The organism is Dietzia sp. SL131, from assembly GCF_026672565.1.
Taxonomy (GTDB): domain Bacteria; phylum Actinomycetota; class Actinomycetes; order Mycobacteriales; family Mycobacteriaceae; genus Dietzia; species Dietzia kunjamensis.
The window spans coordinates 3,613,577-3,636,293 of sequence record NZ_JAPPRI010000003.1; the positions used below are offsets into that span (position 1 = coordinate 3,613,577).

General features: G+C 72.2%; 25 protein-coding genes. 13 read left to right on the top strand and 12 right to left on the bottom strand.

Annotated elements, in window-relative coordinates; translation table 11 throughout:
• The first annotated feature begins 21 nt into the window (after window positions 1-21).
• Complete coding sequence (locus tag OVA21_RS17945) at window positions 22-408, top strand: hypothetical protein (protein WP_268093012.1); 387 nt, start codon at window positions 22-24, stop codon at window positions 406-408.
• A gap of 14 nt (window positions 409-422) precedes the next feature.
• Window positions 423-1,424: an IS3 family transposase gene (locus OVA21_RS17950; RefSeq protein ID WP_268093186.1), complete on the top strand. Its 1,002-nt coding sequence runs from the start codon at window positions 423-425 to the stop codon at window positions 1,422-1,424.
• A 116-nt stretch (window positions 1,425-1,540) separates the two neighbouring features.
• Here the strand turns inward: OVA21_RS17950 and OVA21_RS17955 are convergent, their stop codons facing one another.
• A complete protein-coding gene (locus OVA21_RS17955; RefSeq protein ID WP_268093013.1) occupies window positions 1,541-2,221 on the bottom strand; it encodes a copper resistance CopC family protein in 681 nt (226 codons plus the stop codon).
• Entirely contained in the window at window positions 2,218-3,063 is an 846-nt protein-coding gene (locus tag OVA21_RS17960; RefSeq protein ID WP_268093015.1) for a DUF6474 family protein, read from the bottom strand. Before OVA21_RS17960 ends, OVA21_RS17955 begins: the two co-directional genes overlap by 4 nt.
• A gap of 111 nt (window positions 3,064-3,174) precedes the next feature.
• Between OVA21_RS17960 and OVA21_RS17965 the strand changes: the two genes are divergently transcribed.
• Window positions 3,175-4,854 (top strand): TM0106 family RecB-like putative nuclease, encoded by a 1,680-nt coding sequence (locus OVA21_RS17965; RefSeq protein ID WP_268093016.1) that lies wholly within the window; start codon window positions 3,175-3,177, stop codon window positions 4,852-4,854.
• A 615-nt stretch (window positions 4,855-5,469) separates the two neighbouring features.
• On the opposite strand, the gene OVA21_RS17970 is transcribed toward OVA21_RS17965, so the two are convergent.
• The 3 genes from OVA21_RS17970 to OVA21_RS17980 form a co-directional block, all read right to left on the bottom strand.
• Window positions 5,470-6,237 (bottom strand): SDR family NAD(P)-dependent oxidoreductase, encoded by a 768-nt coding sequence (locus OVA21_RS17970; RefSeq protein ID WP_268093017.1) that lies wholly within the window; start codon window positions 6,235-6,237, stop codon window positions 5,470-5,472.
• Between the two features lie 77 nt (window positions 6,238-6,314).
• Entirely contained in the window at window positions 6,315-8,363 is a 2,049-nt protein-coding gene (locus OVA21_RS17975; protein WP_268093018.1) for a neutral/alkaline non-lysosomal ceramidase N-terminal domain-containing protein, read from the bottom strand.
• Window positions 8,364-8,623: 260 nt separating this feature from the next.
• Window positions 8,624-9,226, bottom strand: a complete 603-nt coding sequence (locus OVA21_RS17980) for a superoxide dismutase (protein WP_067714888.1) — start codon at window positions 9,224-9,226, stop codon at window positions 8,624-8,626.
• 158 nt (window positions 9,227-9,384) lie between these two features.
• Between OVA21_RS17980 and OVA21_RS17985 the strand changes: the two genes are divergently transcribed.
• Window positions 9,385-9,828, top strand: coding sequence for an NUDIX hydrolase (locus OVA21_RS17985; RefSeq protein WP_268093019.1), 444 nt, complete (start codon window positions 9,385-9,387; stop codon window positions 9,826-9,828).
• A 13-nt stretch (window positions 9,829-9,841) separates the two neighbouring features.
• Here the strand turns inward: OVA21_RS17985 and OVA21_RS17990 are convergent, their stop codons facing one another.
• Window positions 9,842-10,015 (bottom strand): hypothetical protein, encoded by a 174-nt coding sequence (locus OVA21_RS17990; RefSeq protein ID WP_268093020.1) that lies wholly within the window; start codon window positions 10,013-10,015, stop codon window positions 9,842-9,844.
• 104 nt (window positions 10,016-10,119) lie between these two features.
• Between OVA21_RS17990 and msrA the strand changes: the two genes are divergently transcribed.
• A complete protein-coding gene (gene msrA, locus OVA21_RS17995; RefSeq protein ID WP_268093021.1) occupies window positions 10,120-10,797 on the top strand; it encodes a peptide-methionine (S)-S-oxide reductase MsrA in 678 nt (225 codons plus the stop codon).
• Window positions 10,798-10,947: 150 nt separating this feature from the next.
• Here the strand turns inward: msrA and OVA21_RS18000 are convergent, their stop codons facing one another.
• Window positions 10,948-11,151 (bottom strand): cold-shock protein, encoded by a 204-nt coding sequence (locus tag OVA21_RS18000; RefSeq protein ID WP_268093022.1) that lies wholly within the window; start codon window positions 11,149-11,151, stop codon window positions 10,948-10,950.
• Window positions 11,152-11,457: 306 nt separating this feature from the next.
• Here OVA21_RS18000 and OVA21_RS18005 point away from each other — a divergent pair, with 306 nt between their 5' ends.
• The 4 genes from OVA21_RS18005 to OVA21_RS18020 all read left to right on the top strand — a co-directional run bounded on the left by OVA21_RS18005 (window position 11,458) and on the right by OVA21_RS18020 (window position 15,219).
• Complete coding sequence (locus OVA21_RS18005; protein WP_268093023.1) at window positions 11,458-12,300, top strand: DUF4328 domain-containing protein; 843 nt, start codon at window positions 11,458-11,460, stop codon at window positions 12,298-12,300.
• 3 nt (window positions 12,301-12,303) lie between these two features.
• Window positions 12,304-13,134, top strand: coding sequence for a glycerophosphodiester phosphodiesterase family protein (locus tag OVA21_RS18010; protein ID WP_268093024.1), 831 nt, complete (start codon window positions 12,304-12,306; stop codon window positions 13,132-13,134).
• 110 nt (window positions 13,135-13,244) lie between these two features.
• On the top strand, window positions 13,245-14,156 hold the full coding sequence (locus OVA21_RS18015; protein ID WP_442778963.1) for a DUF5926 family protein: 912 nt from the start codon (window positions 13,245-13,247) through the stop codon (window positions 14,154-14,156).
• 166 nt (window positions 14,157-14,322) lie between these two features.
• Window positions 14,323-15,219 carry a hypothetical protein gene (locus OVA21_RS18020; protein WP_268093026.1) on the top strand — a complete coding sequence of 299 codons (897 nt, stop codon included), beginning with the start codon at window positions 14,323-14,325 and terminating at the stop codon, window positions 15,217-15,219.
• Between the two features lie 10 nt (window positions 15,220-15,229).
• Here the strand turns inward: OVA21_RS18020 and OVA21_RS18025 are convergent, their stop codons facing one another.
• The 3 genes from OVA21_RS18025 to OVA21_RS18035 form a co-directional block, all read right to left on the bottom strand.
• Complete coding sequence (locus tag OVA21_RS18025; protein ID WP_268093027.1) at window positions 15,230-16,699, bottom strand: LCP family protein; 1,470 nt, start codon at window positions 16,697-16,699, stop codon at window positions 15,230-15,232.
• Window positions 16,700-16,922: 223 nt separating this feature from the next.
• On the bottom strand, window positions 16,923-17,762 hold the full coding sequence (locus OVA21_RS18030; RefSeq protein WP_069389643.1) for a CPBP family intramembrane glutamic endopeptidase: 840 nt from the start codon (window positions 17,760-17,762) through the stop codon (window positions 16,923-16,925).
• 22 nt (window positions 17,763-17,784) lie between these two features.
• Window positions 17,785-18,477 (bottom strand): APA family fibronectin-binding glycoprotein, encoded by a 693-nt coding sequence (locus OVA21_RS18035; protein WP_442778942.1) that lies wholly within the window; start codon window positions 18,475-18,477, stop codon window positions 17,785-17,787.
• A gap of 67 nt (window positions 18,478-18,544) precedes the next feature.
• On the opposite strand from OVA21_RS18035, the gene OVA21_RS18040 reads away from it, so the two are divergent.
• From OVA21_RS18040 to OVA21_RS18050, 3 genes are read left to right on the top strand one after another with little or no spacing between them, the layout of a single operon-like run.
• Window positions 18,545-19,084: a hypothetical protein gene (locus tag OVA21_RS18040; RefSeq protein ID WP_096906249.1), complete on the top strand. Its 540-nt coding sequence runs from the start codon at window positions 18,545-18,547 to the stop codon at window positions 19,082-19,084.
• A gap of 20 nt (window positions 19,085-19,104) precedes the next feature.
• Window positions 19,105-20,037, top strand: coding sequence for a prephenate dehydratase (pheA, locus tag OVA21_RS18045; protein ID WP_132062207.1), 933 nt, complete (start codon window positions 19,105-19,107; stop codon window positions 20,035-20,037).
• Window positions 20,034-20,666, top strand: a complete 633-nt coding sequence (locus tag OVA21_RS18050; protein WP_069388730.1) for a histidine phosphatase family protein — start codon at window positions 20,034-20,036, stop codon at window positions 20,664-20,666. Before pheA ends, OVA21_RS18050 begins: the two co-directional genes overlap by 4 nt.
• Before the next feature lie 43 nt (window positions 20,667-20,709).
• Here OVA21_RS18050 and OVA21_RS18055 read toward each other — a convergent pair whose 3' ends face one another.
• Together OVA21_RS18055 and OVA21_RS18060 are read right to left on the bottom strand one after the other, a co-directional pair.
• Window positions 20,710-21,060 (bottom strand): metallopeptidase family protein, encoded by a 351-nt coding sequence (locus OVA21_RS18055; RefSeq protein WP_067714854.1) that lies wholly within the window; start codon window positions 21,058-21,060, stop codon window positions 20,710-20,712.
• Entirely contained in the window at window positions 21,057-22,175 is a 1,119-nt protein-coding gene (locus OVA21_RS18060) for a septum formation family protein (RefSeq protein WP_256820814.1), read from the bottom strand. The genes OVA21_RS18055 and OVA21_RS18060 overlap by 4 nt, the downstream gene beginning before the upstream one ends.
• A gap of 47 nt (window positions 22,176-22,222) precedes the next feature.
• On the opposite strand from OVA21_RS18060, the gene OVA21_RS18065 reads away from it, so the two are divergent.
• Window positions 22,223-22,666 (top strand): ankyrin repeat domain-containing protein, encoded by a 444-nt coding sequence (locus tag OVA21_RS18065; protein WP_067714851.1) that lies wholly within the window; start codon window positions 22,223-22,225, stop codon window positions 22,664-22,666.
• Window positions 22,667-22,717 lie beyond the last annotated feature (51 nt).

Genomic DNA, 22,717 nt, shown 5'->3' on the forward strand with positions numbered 1-22,717 from the left:
AGAAGTCTGGAGTGTTCACTGATGTCTATTGCGCCTGGTTACACGGATGACGAGATCCGGTCCATCGTGTACGAGTACGAGCGACTGCGCTACGGGACGAAGTATGCGTGGGTCGACAAGCAGTCGTTCTCGATGCATCAGCTTCGGCGGTGGCGTGACGCGGTCTATGACGGCGACCTCGACCGTGGTCTGGTTCCGCGAGAAGGTGGGAGGATGACCACTCCCAACCAACGACGCCATATCGCGAAGAAGGACGTCCAAGAGGAAGCAGACAACGAGCAGCTGCGTGCCCGGATCCGGGAGCTGGAGGCCACCAACGAGGCATTGGGAAAAGCTATCGGGCTCTTGCATCAGCTGAGCGAGCACGAGCCCGATACCAGCCAGACGAACGAGCCGAAAAGTTCCTGACCGCCGAGAACCAGCTGGTCCGTGACCTCACCGCATCGATGGGCTCGCAACGTCAAGCACTCAAGATGACCGGCCTGTCGAGCGGGACCTGGCACTACCGGCACAATCCACGACCTGCCGTGGTCGAGCCCCTTGCGCAGGCCGACCGGGACTACCCCTCGCGGATCAGTCAGGCCGACTGCGAGAAGATCGGCGAACACATCCTTGCCGGCTGGGCCCGCGGCGAATCGGTCGATCACTCCTTCGCCGCTGCGTGGGACGACGGGGTGATGCTGGGCTCGCGTCGTCACTGGTGGCGCGTGGCCGCCGATCTGGAGCAGGAGCTGCGCCCGACGATCCCTCAGCGCAAACACCAAGGCCGCGCGGCCAAGGCGCCGGTCGTCAGCGCCACTGGCCCGAACCAGGCCTGGTCGTGGGACATCACCGACCTGAAAACCCCCTGGCGGGGCGTGGCGTTCAAGGCGTACAAGATCACCGACATCTACTCCCGCGAGATCGTGGGATGGCGCGTTGAGCAGCGCCAGTGCAACGAGTTGGCAGTGGAAATGTTCACAGAGGCCATCGACAAGCGGGGCGCGCCGCAGGTCGTGCACGCCGACAACGGCTCCGCGATGACCTCGAACACGCTGAAGGAATACCTGGACGAGTGTGGTGTGGACCTGTCCTATAACCGGCCGTACGTCTCCAATGACAACCCGTTCTCCGAGGCCGGATTTCGCACGATGAAGTACCGGCCCGGATACCCGCGCGTGTTCGACACGATCGAGGCCGCCCGCGCCTATCTCACCGACTACGTGGCCTGGTACAACCACGAACACAAGCACTCCGGGATCGCTCTGTTCTCACCTGCCCAAGTCGGCGACGGCTCCTGGACGGACACGTGGAAGACCCGCGACCGGGCCCTGCAGCGCTACTACAACCGCCATCCCGAACGCTTCCACACCCGCCCCCGAACACCGACTCCCGCCGACCTCGTCGGCATCAACCTCCCCAACAAAAAAACACCAACAAAGTAGCCCCTACCGACTCACAACAGGTTGACAGAGAGCGTTCAGCAGGGGTTGCGCTGGGGGAGTGGTCCAGAAAGGGCGCGTAAGCCGAAGGCGCTCGGGGCCGGGAGCGACCTCGCCGGTCAGTTACCGCGGCGCAGCAGCACGAACGCGCCGCCGATGAGCAGGATCGCCAGACCGCCGACGACCCAGATCGCGGGGTTGACGCCGGTGTCCTCGCCCGAGGTCTCGTCGGCGACGTCCGCCTCGTCGGCGACGTCTGCCTCCTCGCCGGCCCCGGCATCGGACCCTCCCGCCGGGGAGGCGTCCCCGCCGGCCGTGGGCTGCGAGCCGGGCTCTGCGCCTGCCTGCGCGCCGGACTCACCGCCTGCTTGCGCGCCGGACTCACCGCCGGACTCCGCGCCCGCCTCCGCGCCCGCCACGGTGAAGACCGACGATCCGCTCACCACGTGCCCGTCGGACGAGGTCACCCGGTATCCGACCGTGTAGGCACCGGGCCCCAGATCATCGACCTCAACAGTGACGACCTCGCCCGCCACCGAGGGGTCGCCGACGACCCGGGTGGCGCGGTCGTCCCCGGCGGTCACGGCGACGGAGGCGAAGTTCTGGTTGATCTCCTCGTTGAAGGTCAGGACGATCTCGTCGGGCGGGGTGTCCAGCTCGGATCCGTCCTCCGGGTCGATGGAGACCAACACCGAGTGGGCGACGGCGACCGGTGCGAGCACCACCGAGGGAGCGGCCGCGCCGCCGACCAGGGCGGCGGCGACCGCGACGGACGCCAACCGCCCCCGGAGCGCCGTCACGCCTTGACGCCCAGGCGGGCGAAGATGTCCTTGTTGATGCGGTCGAGCTCGCCGGAGATCGACGAGTGGATCTCGCGCCGCTGCGCGGTGGGCGTGGTCTCGGCGGTCTCGACCGCTGTCCGCAGATCGGTGAGACGGGTCCGGGTCGAGGAGATGAAGTCCTTGACCTCATGCTCGCTCCCGCGGCTCACGTCGAGCTGGTCGAGGGTCTGCTCGAGGCGGACGATGCGGACAGCGAGGGCGGCGCCGGGGCCGGTGGCGTTGATGCCGGCGGCCTCGAGGTCCACGCCCCCGGGGCCGGCGGGCTTGCCCGGCGACCCCTGCACGTTGGAGACGGCCTTGTAGACCATCGGCAACAGCACCGGGGTGGCGACCTTGGCCATGCTCAGCCACCGCTGCAGGTCATCCTTGGTGAGCTTGGTGCCCTCGAGCTTCTTCAGCTCCATCTCGGCGAGTTCGTACTCGTGTTTGCGACCTGCGGAGTCGATCTTCTCGGCGAGCTTCCGGTCCTTGGCCAGCAGCTTGGCCTCGCGCTTGATGGTGGCGCGCTCCTGCTTGGCGTGGACCTTCTCGTTCTTGCGGTTCCGCTTGGCGGACCTGCGGTCGAGCTTGTCGCGCTTCTCGGCGCGCTTCTCGGCGCGTCGGGCCTTGCGGTCGGCGTTCTTGCGCTCGAGCTTGGCGCGCTCCTTGGCCTCGGCCAGTTCCACGCGGTGCGCCTCCTTGGCCTTCTTGCGTGTCTCCTTGGCCGCGAGCTTGGCCTCGGTCATGGCCGTGGACTTGAGCGCCGAAGCATGGGCGCGGAGTTCGGCACGCTTGTCGCGGTAGGTCGTCAGCTTGCCCATGGGCGTCGATCCTTCTCTCGTCGCGGACGTCAGGTCTCCAGCCTATGCGAATCGGCCCGTACTGAGGACCGGACCGTCGTGCGGGGCGTGTCTGGTCCATGATGGACGGCGATGGAGGACGCCGGGAGCACCACGCACCGCGCCCCCGACGCGACGGTGGTGGGGCCGGCCTCGGGGGCCAGATGTCTGCACCGTGTGGCCCGGGAGCGCGACGCCCGGCCGGGGTGGTGGCGGACCGCGCCGATCGACGAGGGCGTCAGGCTGCGGGCCATGGCTGCGGCGGATCGCCGCGCGGGACTGAGGGAGCGCGCACTCGCGGGCGCTCGCCCCGACGCCGCGGTGGTGGACGTGGTGGGGGACCACTGGACGGATCTGCCGGGGGACGTACCGGGCGACGACGACGAGAGGTCGACACTCCGGGCCCTGGCCGACGGGGCGACCCTGGTGTGGGGCGCGGCTCTTCCCGCCGATCCGCACGGGGGCCGGGCGGGCCTCCGGTGCACCCTGGCGGCCGTGCCCGGAGATGGGTACGCGCCGGTTCTGGTGGTCAATCACAAGGTGGTCGATCCGCGACGGGGGAGGAGTGCCTCGACGGCGACGGTGACCCGGTTGCTCGACTGGGCCCCTTCGCCCGATCCCTCTCTCCGGGTGCGGCGTCACCCCGCGGATCTGGACCGGCTCGTCCACGCGTGGCGACTGCTGCGGGCGGTGGGGCACGCGGCGGAGTCGCCGGTCGGTGCGGTGCTGGGGCTGGGGTCGGCGCGCGCGGTGGTGCATGACCTCGGGCCGGTACTCGACTCGGCCGAGCGGACCCACGCCACGCGGTTGGCCGTGGTACGTGGTGAGCTGGACACCGCGCCCAGCCGGATCGGCGAGTGCCGCACCTGCCCCTGGTGGGAGGGCTGGGACGACCGGGACGGGCCCGTCGAGGGCTGCCGCGACAAGCTCGTCGTGGCCGACGACGTCAGTCTTGTCGTCGGCGGGGGACAGGTCGGGGCCCTCCGGGCCCGGGGGATCCGGACCGTGGCGGAACTCGCTGAGGCCGGGCCGGACCGGCCCACGGACTGGAACGGCGAGCCGTACTCCGACGCGGTACTGCGGGCGAGAGCACACCGCGATGGCGAGGTCGTGGTGCCCAAGGTGGCCCGGCCGAGCATCCCGCGTGCGGACATCGAGGTGGACGTCGACCTGGAGAGCCACCTCGACGACGGTGCCTATCTGTGGGGGACACTGCTCACGCTGAGGGACGGGCGGCCCCTGGAGGCCGAGGGGTACAGGCCGTTCGCCACCTGGGCGCGGTTGCCGGATCCGGACGAGGGGCGTTCCTTCGCGGAGTTCTGGCGCTGGCTCACCGCCATCCGCGACAGGGCGGCAGGGCAGGGGCGGTCGTTCCGGGCCTACTGCTATTCACGATCCGCGGAGAACGGGTGGCTGCTCTCGTCGGCCGGCAGGTTCGGTCCGGAGGGCACCGTTGCCGTCGTCAAGGGGGTCCCCTCCGTCGCCGAGGTCCGGCGCTTCATCTCCTCCCCGCTCTGGGTGGACGTCCACGAGTCGGTCACCACCCAGTTCGTCTCCACCTCGGGTCTCGGGCTGAAGGTGGTCGCCCCTGCCGCCGGGTTCACGTGGCGGGATCCCGAGGCCGGCGGCGAGGCCTCGCTCGGGTGGTACCGCGCCGCGCAGGCGGCGCGGGGCGTCGAGCGGAACGCCGGTCGCGAGCGCATCCTCACCTACAACGAGGACGACGTGCGGGCCACCTGGGCCGTGCGTGAGTGGATCTCCCGCCTCGGCTGAGTGCGCGGTGATATCCGCAGTGCGTGAGCGGTTTTCGGGAGGTTGCGCAAAGCGGCTGCGGTTCCGGCCGCCGCTGGCCTGGCCATCCCGGGCGCCACGGTCGTCGCCACCGCGCAGGACGGCGACGCGTCCGGCAGCATCGACCTCGGCAGCCTCATCGGCGGCTCTACGGAGGGCAACACCGATTCCGCGGATAGCGGCGATTCGGTCGGTAGCGGCGAGTCCGCCGGTAACGGTTCGGTCCCCGAGGACCTGGGTTCGCTCATCCTGGATGCCAACGCCACCGGCGAGGGTTCCCTCGACACCTCGGGTTCGGCTCCGTCGCCGCGGTCGGTGCGGGTATCTACTTCCTCCCGGTGGTCCACGCGTCGCCCACCGCCGCCGGTATCGTCCTGCCCCCGCTGCCCCCGCTGCCGTGGGCCCCGGCTCCCGACGCCGCCCCGGCACCGGCTCCGGCTCCGGCTCCGGCCCCGCGCTCGACAACGGCCGCGGCTGACCCCGGTTCGCGCCGACTGATCCAGGCGCAGCACTGAGGCCCGCCCCCGTCGCAGGGGGCGGGCCTCGGTCGTACCGAACCGGGCGGCCGGACGCTGAGTCCGGCCCCCGGGCAGGCTGCTAGCGCGGCGCCATGCGCAGCGCGCCGTCCATGCGGATCGACTCGCCGTTGAGGTAGTCGTGCTCGACGATCGCGTTCGCCAGCTGCGCGTAGTCCGACGGGCGGCCGAGGCGCGACGGGAACGGGATCGCGGCCTCGAGAGACTTCTGGAACTCCTCGGTCAGGCCCTTCAGCATCGGGGTCTCGATGGTGCCCGGGGCGATGGTGTTGACACGGATACCGAACTGCGCGAGGTCGCGCGCGGCGCAGATGCCCATCGAGTACACGCCACCCTTCGAGGCGGCGTAGGCGATCTGGCCGACCTGGCCCTCGTAGGCGGCGACGGAGGCGGTGTTGATGATGACGCCGCGCTGGCCGTCCTCGTCCACGGTGTCCTGGGTGGACATGGCCTCGGCGGCCAGGCGCAGCACGTTGAACGTGCCCACGAGGTTCACAGAGATGCAGGTCTGGAACAGGTCGAGCGCGTGCACGCCCTTCTTGGAGACGATGCGTGCGGCCGGGGCGATGCCGGCGCAGTTGACCACGACGCGCAGCGGCGCGGCCTCGGTGGCCTTGGCGATGGCGGCCTTGACGTCGTCCTCGCTGGTGACGTCGGCGGCGATGAGGGTGATGCCCTCATCGATGCCCTGCTCGACCGCCTTGTCGATGGACTGCTGGAGGTCGAGGCCGAACACGACCGCGCCCTTCTCGGCGAACGAGCGCGCGGTGGCGTTGCCCAGGCCGGAGGCGGCGCCGGTGACGATGACGGAAGCACCCTTGATGTCCACGGGCGATGTCCTTTCTGTTGACGACGCAAGCACTAGGAAGTGCAAGCATTAACGTCTCCAGTGTCCCAGACCACGCCTCAGCGCACGTCGAAGGCCGGGCTCTCCCCCCTTACGGGGAACAGGCGCCCGTCGATCCCGCGGCCCGACGCCGTGTAGACCACGCGATACTCCCCGGCCGGGGTGCCCGGCGGGATGTCCCACGTGATGACTGCGTTGGTCACGGTGAGCAGCCCCTCGAACACGATCATCGTGGACCAGTCGCCGTCGTCGTGCACCCGCACCCACCGGACGCCCTCCCGACGCTCGACGGCCAGGTAGGTGTCTCCCCGGCGCAGGTCGGAGTTGGGGTGGGTGCCACAGAACCGCACCACGACCCGCTGTCCGACGCGGTACTCCGCGAGCGGCGGGTCCAGGACGTCGCCGAAGTCCCGAAGCGGTGCCGGTGTGTCGACGAGCGGGTTGCCCAGCGGGGAGACGGGGATCTGCCCCGTGAGGTCCCTCTCGGAGGTGCCGGGGTCCAGCGGGGTCCCGGCCCGCATCGAGCGGGCCAGGTCGGCGGCGACCTGCTGGATCGCCGACAGGGTCCACGGGCCGAACGCCGTCGCGCCGCCCTCGTAGTTCTGCGCCGAGTACTCCTCGGGCGTGGTGACGTAGTGCCCGTAGGCGTTGGAGTATCCCTGGACGGTGACGTGGTCCTCGCGCACACCCAGTTCCGCCGCCAGGGTCCGGCGCAGGCGCAGGCCCGCCACGACGGTCGGTTCGAACCCCAGGGTGAACAGGTAGTGCGTTCCCAGTCGGACCAGGTGGAACGGGTACACGCGCTGGATCGCGTGGGGGACCAGGCCCACCGGGAGCAGGACGTCCTTGGCGCCGTGCGCCTCGCGGAGCCAGGCCGGGATCACCACGTCGGTGATAGCCGCGATGACGGGGTTGCCGCCGCGGTCGCCCTCCGCGAAGGGCAGCTCGTCCCCGCCGCCGCCGTCCTCCTGGCTGCCCGACGCGAATGACGCGCCGAGGGCCGCCACCGCCGTCCGGTGGGTGCGCCCGTCGCCGGTGAACTCGGGCCGCACCTCGACGGCCGACATGTCCACCCAGCGGTGCCGGACGTCGATCCCGCTGCCGAGCGGCCGGACCCCCTTGTCCACCTGGTCCCTCGCGGCCGCGAACTGTCGCTCGCCGATGATCTGGGTGTTGAGCCACTCGTCGGGCGTCGGTCCCCGGCCGGGGGAGAGGTCGAGGTTGGGGCTCACGTCGCCGGGGTTGGTCTGCGCGAACGCAGTGACCAGCTCCGGCGTGCGGCCGTCGAGATAGTCCTGCCCGGCCACCTCCCGCTCCCAGTGCCATGCGGCGAAACCCTTGTTGTCCGAGGACGCGATCGTGTTGTGGGAGGTCATCGAGGTGGCGTGGACGCCGAACCAGTTGAGCACGCCCACGAGTCGGCCGTCACGGGTGACCTGCAACGACTGAGACCGCGGGTCGATCCCCGCCGGGAACTGCGCCCGCTCCTCGGGCGTGTCGCGGTCGAACGACCCGCGGGAACGCTGGACGCCGGCGTCGTGCAGCGCGCCGGTGGTGACACCGACGCTCGAGGGCGCGAGATCGTGGTGGGCCATCCGGGCGGCGTCGACGATCCCGGCCACGTTGGCCTCGAACGTGACCGGGCGGAAGCCCAGCATCGACAGGTCGACCATCGGGTGGCCGGATGTCCCGCCGGGGGCCACGTGGGTGTGCGTGGCGGTGATGACCACGTTGCCCTCGTGGTAAGTGTCGCCGAACTCGGCGGCCAGTCGGCGCAACACCTCCTGCTGGATCGACTGGAAGACGAGGCCGATCTCGGCGGTGACGTGGAGGAACCGGGTCGACGACGGCGAGTCGGCAAAGATGAAGGCGCGGGCCCGCTGCCGCAGATGCAGCCCGACGGACTGCTGCTCGGTGTCCGCGTACCCGTTCATGCCCGCGCCCAGCGGCTCTCCGGTCATGTCCCCGATGCCGCGGCCGACGTACATGGCCGTGGACTGGGCCGAGGCGACGGTCGGCAGGAGCGACTGAAGCGCGGCGACCCCGCCGAGTGCGGCGGCCCCGCCCAGGACGGTGCGGCGGCTGACGGTGATCAGGTTGTCGGACATCGTCTCTCCCCGGGTGCGCGTGGCGGTGACTCCCCTCACCGCATCGTGGGTGACGCTACCCAAGTGGACGCTCGTCCGGGGCCGGCACGCGCCCGGGGCGCCCGACGCGCACACCGGGCACGACAAAGCGCTCGGGAGCACCACGCCGACATCGGTCGGCGGTGGTGCTCCCGAGCGCCTGGATCACGGACCACCGCGACCCGGGGGAGTGCTACCCGGGCTGCGGTCGGCTCACGTGAGCCGCGGGATCGGACTCGTCGTCAGCCCTTGGCGGCGGCGTAGCGCTCGGCCACGTCCGCCCAGTTGATGACGTTCCACCAGGCCTTGACGTAGTCCGGCTTGACGTTCTTGTACTGCAGGTAGAAGGCGTGCTCCCACATGTCCAGCATGAGCAGCGGGGTGATGTTGATCGAGATGTTGCCCTGCTGGTCGGTGAGCTGCTGGATGATCAGGCGCTGCCCGATGTGGTCCCAACCCAGGACGGACCAGCCCGACCCCTGCAGGGTCGTGGCGGCGGCGTTGAAGTGGGCCTGGAACTTGTCGAACGACCCGAACTCGGCGTCGATCGCGGCGGCCAGCTCGCCCTCGGGCTTGTCGCCACCGTTCGGCGACATGTTCTTCCAGAACACTGAGTGGTTGGTGTGGCCACCGAGGTGGAAGGCCAGGTTCTTGCTCAGTAGCGGGGCCTTGGCGGCGATGCTGCCGTCCTCGCGGGCCTCGGCGAGCTGCTCGATGGCGTCGTTCGCGCCCTTGACGTAGGTCGCGTGGTGCTTGGAGTGGTGCAACTCCATGATCTCGCCGGAGATGTGCGGCTCGAGAGCGCCGTAGTCGTAGTCGAGATCGGGAAGAACGTACTCGGCCATAGTGGAGTGTCCTTTCAGTTGGGTGGCGGGCTGCGCAAGGGAGTCCCCGTGGCGCCCGTCACGACGTCCACCTCCACCATAGTGATCCGGCCACCGGTGCGTCGTGCTGCGCGACCGCGGGCCGCCGCCCGAGCCGATGGCCTGCCATGATCGGGGTCATGGATCACTCTGATACGGCCCCGGTCGGCGGCATCATCTCCGTATCGGCCGTCGTGCTCACCCGCCCCGACGGTGCGGTGGCGACCGTCCGCAAGGCGGGCACCGACCGGTTCATGTTGCCCGGCGGGAAGTGGGAGGCCGGGGAGTCGCCCCGGGCGTGCGCAGCCCGGGAGATCGACGAGGAGCTGGGGGTGACCATCGCCCCCGATCTGCTCACCCACCTGGGGCGGTTCGACACCGCGACCGCCAACGAGCCCGGCTTCTCCCTGGTCTCCGAGGTATTCGCCGCCGAGGTGGATGGCGGGCAGCAGCACCGGGCCGAGATAGCGGAGTTGCGCTGGGTCCCGGCCGCAGAGATGGCCCACATCGCGACGCTGCCGGAGGACGCGTGTGCGCCGTGGGCTCCCCTGCTGGTGCGCGTCGCCCGCGACTGTCTGGCGTGATGACCGTGCCTGGTCAGATCACCAGGAGGACGACGAGCACGATCAGGAGCGCGAGGGCGACCGCGACACTCGCGTGGAGGTTGCGGCGGCGGACGTGATCGCTGCAGCCGGATCCCTCGAAGGGCTGCGGCGGCTCGCCGTCGAGGATGGCGCGCAGGCGCTGCGCGGCGGGCTGTGTAGCGGTCACGTCGAGCCTCCCCTCGGTCGAACTGGTCACCACTCTAGCGGCGACTATGGCATTGGTCACATCACGTCCCGATCACAGGTGGGCCAGAGGGTTACCCTGGCGGCATGGGCTGGCTACAAGACGCGATCAGACAATCCGCCATGCGTACCGCGACCACGGTCGTCGACGCCGAGGCGGCGCTCCCGGGCCGCGCTGACCCGGTGCGGGTGGCGCCCGCGAACATCGTCACCGGAAACCCGATGGTCCCGCCGTTCCCGGAGGGCCACGAGACGATAGTGCTCGGCATGGGGTGTTTCTGGGGCGCGGAGAAGATCCTGTGGCAGCTCGACGGAGTCTGGACCACCGCCGCCGGGTACGCCGGCGGGTGGACGCCCAACCCCACCTACGAGGAGACCTGTACCGGGGCGAGCGGCCACACCGAGGCCGTGCTGGTGGTCTTCGATCCGCAGGTGCTGCCGGTGGAGAAGCTGCTGGCCACGTTCTTCGAGTGGCACGACCCCACGCAGGGGATGCGCCAGGGCAACGACAGGGGTACCCAGTACCGCTCGGCCGTCTTCACCACCACGCCGGAGCAGCTGGAGGCGGCCCGCCGCATCGCCGAGGGCTACCAGAAGGAGCTCGCCGCCGCCGGCTACGGACCGCTGACCACCGAGATCGGCGAGCTGGGGGAGGTCCGGTCCGGCACGTTCTACTACGCCGAGGACTACCACCAGCAGTATCTGGTCAAGAACCCGGGCGGCTACGACTGCCACGTCCGCAGCGGCGTCGCCTGCCCCATCTGACCGGGGGGGGCTCCCGCGCCTGTTCGGGCGCGGGAGCGGATGGTCGGACCGAGGGGTCACACCATCGGACATGCGAAAGGGCCCGGCAGGATCTCTCCTGCCGGGCCCTCTCGTCGATTCCGAAGGACGTCAGATCACTCTGACGTCAGATCACATCGGGGTGATGTTCTCCGCCTGCAGGCCCTTGGCGCCCTGCGCGACGTCGAAGGAGACCTGCTGGTTCTCCTCGAGCGAGCGGTAGCCCGTGCCGTTGATGGCGGAGAAGTGAGCGAAGACGTCGGCAGAGCCGTCGTCGGGGGCGATGAAGCCGAAGCCCTTGTCGGCGTTGAACCACTTCACGGTACCGGTAGCCATAATGGCGTCCTTTCGAGAGTCGGTGCCCCGCTTGTCGGAGTACCGGGTGCTGCAGCAGAGAGCGTGCTGTGTGTTTCCCTGCGGTGCCGCACTGCCCCCTCGAGGACGGTGGATCTACAGAAATACAACGAACGTTTTCAACTACTGAACACGAACATACACACGCCGTTGCGTTCCGTCACCCCTGATGTGACGTCGGCGACATGGACCGCCGGATCTCGTCCGCCGGAACGAGCGCGTGAGCGGACCCGCGGACCGCGGCACACCGCCGTCCGACGCCACCCGGGCTGTGCCAGCATGGTCGCCATGACCACACCGCGTCGGCAGGGGCAGTGGCGCTGGGTCGCCCACCCGCCGTGGCGACCCCCGACGCCCGTGACGCGGCCGCCCGTCCCGCGGCACCGCACCGGGACGGCGTGGCGCAACCCCACCCCGGCCTACCCCGGCACCCCGCGGTGGGGACTGCCGCCGGTCGCGATCCCGCGCCACCTCGAGCAGCCGGCAGGACCGGCACCCGCCCGCCTGGCCACCGCCGCCCCCGGGATCATGCGGGCGGCCGGCGCCTGGTTCCTCGCCACCGCGGTGGCCCACGGGCTGCGCTACGCCGCCCTGGTCTGGTACGCCGACCGGCTCGCGCCGTGGTGGCTCGAGGCCCTCACCACCGCCCTGGTCTGGGTGGCGGGGATCGTCGCGATCGCCGTGGGCATCGCCGCAGCCGTCACGGCGACGGCCTGGCTGGTGGAGATGCGGCGACGGGCGTACGCACCGGTTCGGGACCCCCGGTCACGGGCGGGCCTGTGGGTGGGTGCCCTCCTCGTCGTCGTCAACTTCTTCCGCCTGCCCGTCTACCTCGAGGAACTGCGCCGGGCATCGACCCGCGCCCCGTCCCGCTCGGACCTCCGGCGGTGGTGGGCGGCCTGGGCCGTCAACACCCTGGCGGTCGCGGTCGCCCTGTGGCGCGGCACCGGGGAGGGCCCCCAGGCCGCAGCGGACACCGTTCTGCTCACCGCCCTCGCCGCACTCGCCGCGGCGTGGGCGGTCCGCGAGACCCGGGGCGTCATGAGGAGTTTCAGTGACCCTTCCCCGCGGTTCACCCGCAGGTTCATCGCGGCGGGGATCCTGGAAGCGTCAGCAACCCGGAAGGATTGAGACGTGACGGTCCCCGCGACCACCCACCTGCCCTCGCCCGTCTCCACCCGCAGCGGCGTCGTCGCACACCGCGGCGCCTCCGCGGAATTCCCCGAACTCACCCGGGTCGCCTACCAGCAGGCCCTCGAGCAGGGCGCCGAGGCGCTCGAGGTGGACGTCCGCCTCACCTCCGACAGCGTGCCCGTCCTGCTCCACGACCCGCGGACCACCCGCGTCGCCGACAGGGATCTCTGGGTCCACGCCAGCACCCTCGAGCAGATCTCCGCGCTTGACGTGGGGTCGTGGCACCCCGTGCACCGCACCCCCGAAGCGGTGCTCACGCTGCGCAGTTTCCTCGTCATGGCAGAGGCGTACCCGGACGTCCGGTTGTTCCTCGAGACCAAGCACCCGGTGCCGTCCGGCGGTCGGGTCGAGACGGCCCTGCACGACGAGCTGAAGTACTTCGGCCTCGACCGGGCCACGTCGTTCGCCGACTCCCGCGCGGTGATGATGAGCTTCTCGGTGACGGCCGTGCGGCGTTTCCGGCGGCTCGCCCCGGACGTGCCGACCGTCCAGCTGCGCGACCGTCGGAACGTCCTCAAGTCGTGGCCGGCCGAGGGGTTCGGTGCCCAGCTGATGGGACCGAGCATCGGGACACTGCGGGCGCGGCCGTGGCTGGTCGAGTACTGGCGATCGCGGGGGATGGGCACCTACTGCTGGACCGTCGACGACCCCGCCGACCTGCTGCTGTGCCGCGACCTCGGCGTGGACTGGGTCGGCACCAACGTCCCCTCGCGCGCACTGACCGTCCTCGATGGCGGCGCGCCCCGGACCGAGGGGCCCGCGGGCGCCTGACGGGCGGACCGGCCGGGTGCGGATGCGCCCGAGTCACAGTCCGGGTGCGAGCCCGGACCCGAGTCCGACGCCTACGCGGGCGGTCGGCGGGGGCGCACCGTATCGTGGTGATCGTGGGTAGACGCAATCGGAACAACGAGCCCAAGGCCGGTGGCAACCGCCAGGCCAAGATCGCCGCGCGCGCGGCCGAGCGTGAGGAACTGAGCGTCGAGCCGCGGCCGTTCGCCGGGTTCGCCGGGGAATGCGACATGGTGGCGATGCGCGAGTTCGTGCCGTCGGCCACCGCGCGCCTCACCACGGTCGACGGTGGGCGGGACGTCACGCTGGCGACCGTCCTGCCCGGCGCCATCGCGGGCCTGGTCCGCGACGAGGAGCTCGGCGGCCAGGCCATGGTGGGCCTGCAGGTGCAGGTCCACGGACCGGACCCGGCGGTCGATCTCGCGTACGCGGTCGACTGGGCGACCCGCGCCGGTGGCGGGCAGACCCTCACCTCGTCGCACCCGACCGACTCCACCCCGACACTGGCCGACGTCGTGGTCGCCGATGCGCCGCTGGAGATCGTCGTCCACGACGACTTCTCGTGGTGGGTCGCCGACGGCGTGGACGTGGGGCCCGAGATCGAGCAGGCGATCCGCAACGCCAACGAGGTCATGATGCCCTCGGCGCGCGTCTCCGCTGACGGCATCGAGGCCGCCTGGTGGGTCGACGCCGGCGAGAAGGCACACATCCGCTGGGTGCGGCCGGAGGACGAGGACGACCTGTTCGAGGCGCTCGCCCGCGTGCACGCCGCCGGCGCGCTCCATCTGGGTGAGGGGTCCCGCTTCGCCGGGTCGTTCCGCACGCACGGGGTGCTGGTGCCGGTGTTCGACCTGGATCGCGAGATGCACCACCAGGAATGGGCGCCGGGTCTGCAGGCACTCGACGCCGCGCTGCGTGACGCCCTGGCCGACGACACGCCCCTCACGTCGGACGAGCGGTCCTCCCGCGACGGTCTGCGCGCCCGTCAGGTGACCCTGCGCTAGACGGCGGCTCCCCGAAAAGCACCACGCGCCCGGCCCCCGCGGTATGAACCCCCGGCCGGGCGCGGCGGCCTCTAGGATCCACTCCGATGGCGACCGCGGTCGCCCGTGACGCGATGACCCGTGTCGCGATGAGTCGACGCGGAGTGGAGTGAGGGGGTGGGGCGGCGTGGCCGACCGGCCGAGGGCGGGCGACGACGACGAGGCCCCCAGGCTCCCGGAGGTGACGGTTCCGCCGTGGTTGCGGACCGGGCCGACCCCCGATCACGCGATGCCCGGCGTCCCCGCGGCGGGCCGGTCGGCCGGCGAGGCCGGTGGCCCGGATGCCGGGCGGGCCGGGTCAGGTGAGCCCGAACCGTCGGCCGATGCCCCGCCCCCCACCCGGATCACCCTCGGCGCCGCCGGCGGCGACGCCCACGCCCCGGCGACGGGGGAGCCGCGCACCTCGGCGGCGCCGGCCGGGACCGGCAGCGCCCGGCGCGAGGCGGACGACCTGTCCACCCTCTCGCTCGGGGCCCCGTCCGCGGACCGGGACCTCCCCGATGACGAACCGTCGCCGGCCCCCGTGGTGCTCGACCGCCGCCCGGCGCGGATCGCCCTGCTGGCGGCCGCCGGGGTCGCGGTGCTGGGTGGGTCCGCGGTCCTCGGGTTCGTCGTCACCCGTGGAGCCGCCAGCCCGGCGGCCGAGCGGGACGCCGGGTGCGTGGAAGTGTCCGGACCCGGCCGGGTGGCGGGGTCCGGACCGGGCTCGCTCGAGACACCGGCCGGGGCGGTGCTGGCCTTCGATCACGCCTACTACGTGGAGCGTTCGGCCGAGAAGGCCTTCGAGGCGGTCGCCCCCTCCAGCCGGATGACCGAGGAGCAGCTGCGCGTCGAGGGGGTCGAGCGGGTCCCCGAGGGCACCACTCACTGCGTGGACGTACGCGAACTGTCACCGACCCTGCTGGAGGTGGACCTCACCGAGTACCCGCCGGGGGCCGACCCGGTGCTGATCCGGCAGCGCGTCCGCGTGGCCGAGAACCCCGGCGGCACGTGGGGGATCGTCTCCATCACCCCGGCCGGCTGAGCTCCGCCGCTCACGGCCCGGTGTCGAGGAACTCCGGTCCCGGGGTCCGCCCGGAGGCCACCGCGTCGAAGAACCCGGTCGTCGTGGGGCCCCACACGAGGTAGGAGCCCACGGACCCGGAGGCCATCCCGTCGTGGGGCGCGGTCACGGTGAGCGGGTCACCACTGAGTCGACGCATCACCATGGCGAGGTTCCAGATGTGGTCGCCGGTGTCCACGGTGACCGCCTCCGACGCTGAGTTCACCAGCGGCACGGCCGTGAACGGATTGAGCAGGTTCCCGGGCGAGAGCGTCTTGCGCATGAGCGCACCGAGGAACTGTCGCTGGTTGCGGACGCGCTGCAGGTCTTGCTCGGCGAAGCCGTAGCGGGTGCGCACGAAGCCCAGCGCCTGCGGGCCGGCGAGCGTCTGACACCCGGCGGCGAGGTCGAGTCCGGCGAGCGGGTCGTTGATCGGCTCGTCGAGGCAGATGTCCACGCCGCCGACCGCGTCGACGATCCCGGCGAAGCCACCGAATCCGATCTCCGCGTAGTGGTCGATCCGCACCCCGGACTGCTGTTCCAGGGTCTGCGCCAACAGGGGTGGACCGCCGAAGGTGTAGGCCGCGTTGAGCTTGTTCTCGCCGTAACCGGGGATGTCGACCAGCAGGTCACGGGGTAGGGAGATGAGCATCGTCCGGTCCCCGCCGCGGGGGGTGTAGACGAGCATCATCGTGTCGGTGCGCTTGCCGCCGGCGTCCGATTCGGACCCGGTCGACAACTGGGCCTGCTGCTCGGCGGTCAACCCCTCGCGGGAGTCGGTGCCCACCAACAGGGTGACGGTGCCGGGCGTGTTGCCGCCTCGCCCCGGGTAGTCGGTCAGCGCGTCGATCCGCTGCAGTTTCGAATCCGCCCACAGCACGCTCACCACCCCGAGCGTGAGCACGACGACCAGCACCAGTCCGAGGATCCGCAGGGGCCCGATCCGGCGCCGCGGGGTGCGGCGGCTGAGGGGGCCGCGCGGCATCCCCGCCGCCCCGCGCGGGGGACGACGGTCGGGCCGCCGGCCGCGGCGGTCGACGGTCCCCCGGTAGGGGTCGCGCGAGCCGGCCCGGGCACCGGCGGGCTGCCGCGGGTCGCGCCCGGCTCGCGGGTCGCGGGGGTCGCGGGGATCGCGCCCGGCTCGCGGGTCGCGCCCGGCTCGCGGGTCGCGTCCGGCGCGCGGGGCAGCGGGGTCGCGGCGGTCCCGGGCGGCGTAGCGGGCCCGCTCCTCCGGGGACAGCGGCTCCGGTTGCTGGCGTGGCTGATAGCCGGTGCGACCCACGGGACGCTCACGGCCCGCGGCGCGGGGGTCCCGCCGGACGCCCCGGTCGCCCCGGTCGGGCCTGGCCGACGGGTCCCGCGGCGCGCCGGGGTCGGCGTAGCCACGGCGTTCGCGCGCGCGTCGCCGGAGCTCGGCGGCCTCCTCCGGGGTGAGGTGCCGGCGCCTGGAGTCGTCGGTCATGGGATCGGACTCTACTTGGCCGGTGCCGCGGTCGGCGGGTCCCACGGCCCCGGCGGGACACGCGTCACAACCGCGTGGGCCGCCCCGCTGTGCCGGGGTGCGCTGCCCCTATGTCCGCAATTCGGCCAGGTGCGCTGCCCGAATGGACCAATCGGGACGCGCAACCTGAAGCGGTACGGGGCGCGGAGCGGTGGCCGGGCGGTCACAGCGACGAGTCGGGCGGTCACAGCCACGACAGGTGCGGGGCGAGCAGCGCGTAGCCGAGGAACGCGACCACGTCGAGCAGCGTGTGCGCCAGCACGAGCGGCCACAGCCGGCGGGTCCGCATCCACCACAACGCGAACACCACACCCATCGCCAGGTTCCCGAGCCCGCCGCCGAACCCCTGGTAGAGGTGGTACGACCCGCGCAGCAGGGCGCTGGCCGCCAGGGCCAGTGCGGGCGGCACCCCCAGCTGGCGCAGCCGGATGAGCAGGTACCCCACCACGAGGATCTCCTCGGCGGCGCCGTTGCCGGCAGCGGACAGCACCAGCACGACGGGCCGCCACCACGTCTCGCCCAGACCCGATGCCGACACCTGCAGATTGACGCCCGCGGCGACCGCGCCGAGGTACAACGCCAGCCCGGGGACGCCGATGACAGCGGTCAGCGCGAGCCCCCACGCGATCTGACGGCCCGGACGGTCGCGCACGAGCCCGACGGCCCGCGCGCCGAGCCCGGAATGGGCGAGCAACACCAGCGGCAGCAGCGCCCACGCCAGCAGTCGCAGGACCCCGAGCGCCTGGTAGGCCAGGTCGAGCCACGAGTGCTCCGAGCGTGAGACGTTGAGGGCGGCGGTCTGCTCCCCGAGGTCCGCCGGTGCGAGAAGCGCGGAGACCAGGTCGAGGACGGCGTAGGCGCCGGACAGGCCGAAGGTGACGGCCAGGACGACGACGAGCTCGGCCACCAGCAGCCGGCGGACACGGGGGTCGGTGACCGGGTCGAACCGAGCCGCATACCGGGCGAACGCCTCGCGGGGCGAGAGGGCTGCGCGGACCCGTCCCGCGCCGGAGGCCGGTGGCATCGACCCGCTCACCTCCCCCCGGTCACTCGGGGAGCCGGACGTGGTCGACGATCCGGTCCATCCACCGGACGCCGGGAGCGGACTGCTGCGCGGTGGTCACGTACGCCACCCACCACCGGCTGTCCTCGGAACCGAATACGGCGGTGTACACCAACCCGCCGGAGTCCTGGTCGGGGATGCCGTCCGGGACCACCACGTAGGAGATCGCGGCGCCCGTGCCCGCCTCGTTGTCCACGGGGACCACCCGTTGTTCGTCACGGGTCCCGGACACGCCCAGGACGTACAACTGGATGGTCTCCGCGAGCGCGGTCGCGGCCCCCTGGTCATCGGTGATCGCGGCGGCGGCGATCCCGGCGTCCAGCGGACCGGCGAGGATGCGGGTGTCCAGGGCCCGGCCGGTCCCGACCGGCCTCAGCTGCACACTGCCGCACTCCGGGTCGTCGATCACACGCCAGCCGACCGGCACCTGCAGCTCGAGCCCGGAGCCCTCGTCGACGTAGTAGGTGCCGGACAGGGTCGAGTCCCGGGGCAGCACCGACGCGGGGTTCGTGGCCACGGCGGCGACGAGCAACGCGGCCAGCAGGCCCAGTGCCACGTGGACGGTGCGCGGCCCGCGCTTCTCCTCAGGCGTGAGGTGAGAGGCGTCCGGGGCGTCGTCCGGCGCGGGGGTGTAGTCGGCCGCGTACCCGGGCACGGGGGAGTCGTCGGTACCCATCGGGGAGAGCGTAGCAACGTGCGGGGTGTGGCCCTGGGGTCATCGCGGGGGGTGTAGACCTGAGGCCATGACGGTGTCGCTCGAACTGCTCGGTCGCGGGCCCTCCCGGCCGGATCTGCTGGACGACCTCGTGGTGGACGAGGCGTCGATTGTGTCGGCCCTGGCGCGCTGGTCGGCGCCCGCCCCGGTCGAGGTGGAACCCGCGGCCGCCGCCGGCCTGCCCGCGCTCGACGCGGTGGCCGGGGTGCTCGCCGCGGGAACGCCCGCGGTCGTCGACGTGGCACCCGGGCTGGCCGGCCCCGGGCCCGCCGCCGACCACCTCGCGGACCTGCTGGCCGTGGCCGCGCACTCCGGGGTCGGGTTCGGATCCGGGCTGGTGCCCCGCTGCGCCGACGCCGATCAGGTGTGGGCGATCCTGGCCGGAGCCGTGGCCGCCATGACCGGGGCGGACGTCCGCGCGGCGATCGCCGGACCGGACCCGGCCCGGATCCTGGGCCTGTCGAGGTCGGCCCGGGAGGCGATCCGCGACGTGGTCACGTGCGCCCTCGTGCCCGGCGGGCGGGTCGATGCCGTCTCGGCGGACCTCGCGTCGGTCGACGGTCCCTGACGCTGGCTAGGCTTGTCGTCGTGGTCACCGTCGCCTACCTGGGCCCGCCCGGCACCTTCACCGATGCCGCCCTGCACCGACTCCGCTCGGACGCGTGCACCTCGGTGCTGCTCGCCGATGCCGAGGCGGTCCCCGCCGGCACCCCCGACGAGGCGCTGGCCATGGTCCGCGCCGGCACCGCGGACTACGCGTGCGTGCCGTTCGAGAACTCCGTCGACGGCACCGTCAACCCCACCAGCGACGCGCTCGCGGTGGGGGACCGGCTGCAGATCTTCGCCGAGACCGAACTCGACGTGGTGTTCTCCATCCTGGTCCGGCCCGGCACCGCCGCCGACGACGTCCGCGTCCTGCGGACCCACCCCGTCGCCGCCGCGCAGGTCCGCCGCTGGGTGGGGATGAACCTGCCCCGGGCCCACATCGAGACCACCTCCTCCACTGCGGCCGGCGCCGAGGAGGTCGCCGCCGGCACCGCCGACGCCACCGCCGCGCCCGGCCGGGCCGGCGAGATCAACGGACTGGTCCCGCTCGCCGAGAACGTCGCCGACATCGGCGGGGCGCGCACCCGGTTCGTGCTGGTCGGACGGCCCGCCGCGCCGCCGCCGCGCACCGGCAGCGACCGCACCTGCGTGATCTTCGGGCTGCCCCACGAGCCCAACTCCCTCGTCCAGGCGCTCACCGAACTGTCGATCCGCGACATCGACCTCACGCGCATCGGTTCCCGGCCCACCCGCGTCGAGCGGTTCACCTACCTGTTCCACGTGGACCTCGTCGGGCACATCGACGACCCCGCGGTGGCGGAGGCGCTCGTCGCGCTGCGTCACCGGACCGCCGACCTGCGCTACCTCGGGTCGTGGCCCGTCGCCGGCGGCGGTGAGGCCGGTGCGCCCCCACCGGACCGCGCCGAGGAGATCGACTGGCTCGACCGCCTGCGACGCGGGGAGGACGCGGGGTGAGCGCCCGCCTCCACCTGGTCCGCCACGGGCAGACCCCGTCCAACGTCGCCGGCGCCCTCGACACCGCCCTGCCCGGCGCACCGCTCACCGACCTCGGCCGCGATCAGGCACGGCTGGTGGGCGGGGAGCTGGCCGGGTCGGGGATCAGGCCGTCCGTCGTGCTCAGTTCCGAGGCCGCGCGCGCCCGCGAGACCGCCGGGCTCATTGCCGGGGAGATGGGCCTGCCCACCCAGGCCGTGCCCGGCGTCCACGAGGTGCAGGCCGGCCGCTACGAGATGCAGACCGGTGCCGAGGCGCTCCTGGCCTACAACCGGGTGGTGCGTGACTGGTTGGAGCTCGGCGACCTCGCCTCCCGGCTCCCCGACGGCGAGAGCGCCCTGGACGTGCGGGACCGGGCGATGCCGCTGATCGCCGAGCTGCGTGAGTCCCATCTCGACAACGCCGTGGACGTGGTGTTAGTGGTGCACGGCACGCTCATGCGGATGCTCGCCGTGTTCGCCGGCGCCGTCCCCTCGCAGTGGGCGCTGGACAACCGGATCTCCAACTGCGGGGTCATCGAGCTCGCTCCGGACGGCGGCGGCTGGTCGTGCGAACGGTGGGGCGACCACCCGGGGCGGCCGGGGTACTGACGGCGGCGGGCTCGGCCCCGATCGAGCTCGGCCCAGATCGAGCTCAGCCCCAGCCGAGCGCGTGGAGCGTCTCCTCGTCGATCCCGAAGTGGTGCGCGATCTCGTGGATCACCGTCACCGCCACCTCGTGGACCAGCTCCTCCTCGGTGGAGCAGAACGCGCACAGTGCGCCCCGGTAGATCGTGATGGTGTCCGGGAGGAACCCCGAGTAGGTGGTGTCACGCTCGGTCAGCGCCACCCCCTCGTACAGGCCCAGCAGGTCGGGCTCGTCCGGGTGGCGGTCGGCGATGAGCACGACGACGTTGTCCATCGCCTCGAACAGCGCGTCGGGCACCGAGTCCAACGCGTCGTCCACCAGTTCCTCGAATCGCGTCTCGGTGACGCGGAGGCTCACGGCGTCCCGCCGGGCACCGGTACCGACACCGTGCCCTGGCCCGTGTCGGTCGGGGCTCCGGGGACGCCCCCCGGCGGCTGACCCGGCGGCGGGATCTGCGTGGTGGTGGGAGCGACCGGGGTGGCTCCGTCGACCAGCACGCCCTGGCGCGCCGATCCCCGGAGTACCGCGAACGGGCCGGGTTCCGCGGCCTTCATCAACCCGCAGTTGACGGTCCGGCTACCCGTCTGCCACGAGACCTCCGAGATCGGGTTGACCAGCGTCGAGATGAGGGTCGTCCGCCGCAGTGCCTCGGCGTCACCGAGGTAGGCGACACCGGCCTCCCGGCAGGCGTCGGCCGTGAGCTCGGACTGCTGGCGGGGGTCCGGCGGGACCGGCCCCTCCGGGAACACGGCGGAGACGTCCACGTCGGCGACGATCTCGATCGAGTGGTCCTCCGAACAGGGCGTGGTCGCGCCGGGCAGGCCCTCGTCGGTGAAGCCCAGACAGGTACCCGGGTCCCACCGACGGTGCTGGTCGGCCTCGGCGAACGTGCCCGTCGACAGGGCGGAGCGCCCGTCGAGTTCGGCGGCGGCGACACCGCACAGCACGCTGCGGTCGCCCTTGTCCCAGCCCTCCTCGGACGGCGGCACGACGAGCCCGGTGAAACGGCCGTCGGGGTCGACCTCGCGCCCGTCGGCGTACCTGGAGATCAGCGGGAGGCAGCGCTCGGTCCCCACCGGCGCCAGCTCGGCGCTGACCGGCAGCGGCGCGCCCTCCCCGAAACCGGGGACCTCCGACAGGTCGATCCGGGCCGCCACCTCGAACCGGTGCGGCTCGGCGCAGTCCACCGTGTCGAACGAGGTGACGCGGTCCGCGGCGTCGAGCGACCAGGTCAGGCAGGTACCCGGCGCGGCCTCGGCGTACGCGGGCCCCGACAGGGTGCGCGGGTCGACCTGCGGGACGACCGCCGCGATGCGCTCGGCGCGGGAGGAATTGGGATCGTTGATCGCCGACGCCATGAGCGCACCGGTGACCGCCCCGCCGGACAGGATGGCGAGGAGGGAGGCCATGACCGCGCCCCGTGTGCGGAGCAGCGATCGACCACGGCGCGACGATCGGGTGGAAGTGGTCATCGCCTTCCATGATGCCGCAATCGCGCGGTCCCGATAGGATCCACTGCATGAGCGGACAGAACCACGACGAGCCGGCCGGTGCGGACGGCGACGTGCGCTCGCCGCGGGACGGGGTGGACCCGGAGGTCCTCGAGTTCGCACAGATGCTGTTCCAGCTGGCCCGCGACGGCGAGACCGAGCGGCTCGCGGCGTATGTCGACGCCGGGGTGAGCCCGGACCTCACCAACGAGCGGGGCGACGCCCTGCTGATGCTCGCCGCCTACAACGGGCACCCGGACACCGTCCGCGCCCTGCTCCAACGCGGCGCCGAGGTGGACCGCGCCAACGACCGGGGCCAGACGCCGCTGGCGGGAGCGGTGTTCAAGGGGTACGGCGAGGTCGTCCGCGCGCTCTTCGAGGCCGGTGCGGACCCCTACGGCGGGACACCCACCGCGGTCGACACCGCGCGCATGTTCGAGAAGGACGCCTTCCTCGAGCTGTTCGGCGTCTGATCCACCCGCGGCCACGGTCGCGGCTCGGGCCGGCCGGGTGGGGCCGCTAGG

Coding starts and splice junctions, on each gene's coding strand:
- OVA21_RS17965 (WP_268093016.1), top strand. CDS start 3,175: ATGGAGGACGCCGGGAGCACCACGCACCGCGCCCCCGACGCGACGGTG.
- OVA21_RS17985 (WP_268093019.1), top strand. CDS start 9,385: ATGGATCACTCTGATACGGCCCCGGTCGGCGGCATCATCTCCGTATCG.
- msrA (WP_268093021.1), top strand. CDS start 10,120: ATGGGCTGGCTACAAGACGCGATCAGACAATCCGCCATGCGTACCGCG.
- OVA21_RS18025 (WP_268093027.1), bottom strand. CDS start 16,699: ATGACCGACGACTCCAGGCGCCGGCACCTCACCCCGGAGGAGGCCGCC.
- OVA21_RS18060 (WP_256820814.1), bottom strand. CDS start 22,175: ATGACCACTTCCACCCGATCGTCGCGCCGTGGTCGATCGCTGCTCCGC.
- OVA21_RS17980 (WP_067714888.1), bottom strand. CDS start 9,226: ATGGCCGAGTACGTTCTTCCCGATCTCGACTACGACTACGGCGCTCTC.
- OVA21_RS18030 (WP_069389643.1), bottom strand. CDS start 17,762: ATGCCACCGGCCTCCGGCGCGGGACGGGTCCGCGCAGCCCTCTCGCCC.
- OVA21_RS18065 (WP_067714851.1), top strand. CDS start 22,223: ATGAGCGGACAGAACCACGACGAGCCGGCCGGTGCGGACGGCGACGTG.
- OVA21_RS18000 (WP_268093022.1), bottom strand. CDS start 11,151: ATGGCTACCGGTACCGTGAAGTGGTTCAACGCCGACAAGGGCTTCGGC.
- OVA21_RS18040 (WP_096906249.1), top strand. CDS start 18,545: ATGACGGTGTCGCTCGAACTGCTCGGTCGCGGGCCCTCCCGGCCGGAT.
- OVA21_RS17945 (WP_268093012.1), top strand. CDS start 22: ATGTCTATTGCGCCTGGTTACACGGATGACGAGATCCGGTCCATCGTG.
- OVA21_RS17960 (WP_268093015.1), bottom strand. CDS start 3,063: ATGGGCAAGCTGACGACCTACCGCGACAAGCGTGCCGAACTCCGCGCC.
- OVA21_RS18005 (WP_268093023.1), top strand. CDS start 11,458: ATGACCACACCGCGTCGGCAGGGGCAGTGGCGCTGGGTCGCCCACCCG.
- OVA21_RS17975 (WP_268093018.1), bottom strand. CDS start 8,363: ATGTCCGACAACCTGATCACCGTCAGCCGCCGCACCGTCCTGGGCGGG.
- OVA21_RS18035 (WP_442778942.1), bottom strand. CDS start 18,477: ATGGGTACCGACGACTCCCCCGTGCCCGGGTACGCGGCCGACTACACC.